The sequence below is a fragment of the Pseudoroseomonas cervicalis ATCC 49957 genome (genome assembly GCF_000164635.1).
GTDB lineage: Bacteria > Pseudomonadota > Alphaproteobacteria > Acetobacterales > Acetobacteraceae > Pseudoroseomonas > Pseudoroseomonas cervicalis.
In genome coordinates this window covers 238,645-240,511 of record NZ_GG770780.1, presented here as the reverse complement: position 1 = coordinate 240,511, position 1,867 = coordinate 238,645, and the positions used below count along the sequence as shown (strand labels likewise).

Genomic DNA, 1,867 nt, shown 5'->3' with positions numbered 1-1,867 from the left:
TTGCGGCGGGGTGGGCGCCGGGGGGACACAGGGGCGGCGCCGGCCGACCCGGCCCACCCCAGGAGATGCCGCCATGCCCCGCCGCCGCCCCGTCCCGCCCGCGCTGCCGCTGCTGGCGGCGCTGCCCCTCGCCCTCGCCCTGGCCGGCGACGCCACGGCGCAGAGCCGCGTCGGCGAGGTCAGCACGACCTTCCGCCTGGTCGGCCCCAACGACAAGGTGGTGGTCGAGCGCTATGACGACCCGCGCGTGCCCAATGTCTCCTGCTATGTCTCGCGCGCCGACACGGGCGGGCTGTCCGGCTGGGTCGGGCTGGCCGAGGACCCGTCGCGCTTCAGCATCGCCTGCCGCGCCACCGGCGCGGTGACGCTGCCGCAGGGGCTGCCGCAGAGCGAATCGGTGTTCCGCCAATCCGCCTCGGCGCTGTTCAAGTCGCTGACGGTGACGCGCATGCACGACCGCGAGAAGAACGTGCTGGTCTATCTCGTGACCAGCACCAAGATCGTCGACGGCTCGCCCTACAACAGCGTCACCGCCGTGCCGCTGGAGACGCCGCCGCGCTGAGCCCGCCGCCGCCCGCGACATAGCCGAGCCGCCGCCAGGCGGGCGGTTCGGCGGCGCGCGGCGGCGCCTGCTGCAGCACCACCAGCAGCATCAGCCAGAAGATCATCGGCAGGTCGGGGTTCAGCAGCGCGCTCTCGCTCTGGTTCAGGATCAGCAGCACGCCGGCCAGCATCAGCGTCCACATCGCGTGGCGGCGCGGGCCGCGCGCCAGCGCCAGCAGCGCCCAGAGCAGCGTCACCGCCGCCAGCAGCGCGACCAGCGCGGCGCCGACCCAGCCGAGCTGCAGCAGCACCTCCAGATAGCCGCTATGGGCGCTGGGCACCGCCCACTGCACCCGCTCCTGGATCGCCAGCACGCCGGGCGAGTCGGCGATCCAGAAGGCGGCATAGCCGGTGCCCAGCAGCGGCCGCTGGTTGATCAGGTTCCACACCTCCTCCCAGATGAAGGTGCGGCCGGTGAGCGAGGCATCCTTGCCGATCAGCTCGAACAGCCCCTCGGTGCCCAGCGCGGCGAACAGCAGCAGCGCCGCGCTGCCCCCCGTCACCAGGCCAAGCAGGATGGCGGCCGCCCAGGCGCCGCCGCGGTCGAGCCAGAGGAAGGCCACCGTCGCCCCGGCGCAGAGCAGCGCCAGCAGCAGCGAGGTGGTGGAGCGCGCCAGCACCAGCATCACCAGCAGCACCAGCAGGATCGCGCCATCGCCCCAGCGCAGCCGGCCGCGCTCCAGCACCAGATAGGACAGCGCCAGCACGCCGCAGAGCAGCGCCATGCCGAAGACGTTCTTCTGCGGGAAGACGCCGCGGATGGCGTTGGCGTAGTCGCCGGTGTCGTAGCCGATGGCGGGGCGCAGCGCCGCCTCGGCCAGGCTGAGCAGCACCAGAACCAGGGTGACGCCCAGCGTGATGCGCATGAAGCGCAGGATGCCGGGCCCGGCGAGGGTGGAGAGCACGAAGAGCAGCAGCACCACCACGCTGACCGAGCGGCGCAGCGTGTGCCCGGGCGATTGCGACCAGAGGGTGGAGGCGGCGATCATCGCCACGATCAGCAGGAAGGGCCAGAGCCGCAGGGCCAGCCCCAGCGCGCGCCGCGCGTGCAGCAGCACGGCCAGCCCGCCGCCGCCCAGCAGGACCAGCTGCATCAGCGTGTTCAGCGGGTCGGCGGCGCCGAGCTGCTCGGCCTCCGGCGCGCCGCCGCTGAGCTGGAACTTGGCGCCGCTGTAGAGCACCACCCCGATGGCGGCGAGCACCAGTTGCAGCGGCAGCAGCCAGGCCGGGGCGCGGAAGCCGGCGGGCGGCGGCGCCAGGGCCG

At 73.8% G+C, this 1,867-nt stretch carries 2 protein-coding genes; one reads left to right on the top strand and one right to left on the bottom strand.

The genetic code is table 11. The features are described 5' to 3' along the window. The first annotated feature begins 73 nt into the window (after positions 1 to 73). The gene (locus HMPREF0731_RS14515; RefSeq protein ID WP_007004912.1) at positions 74 to 562 is read left to right on the top strand and encodes a CreA family protein; all 489 of its coding nucleotides are present in this window, start codon (positions 74 to 76) and stop codon (positions 560 to 562) included. Here HMPREF0731_RS14515 and HMPREF0731_RS14510 read toward each other — a convergent pair. Continuing rightward, a partial coding sequence (locus HMPREF0731_RS14510; protein ID WP_007004911.1) for an O-antigen ligase family protein occupies positions 528 to 1,867 on the bottom strand: 1,340 nt, incomplete at its 5' end. The two genes, HMPREF0731_RS14515 and HMPREF0731_RS14510, sit on opposite strands and share 35 nt — an antisense overlap.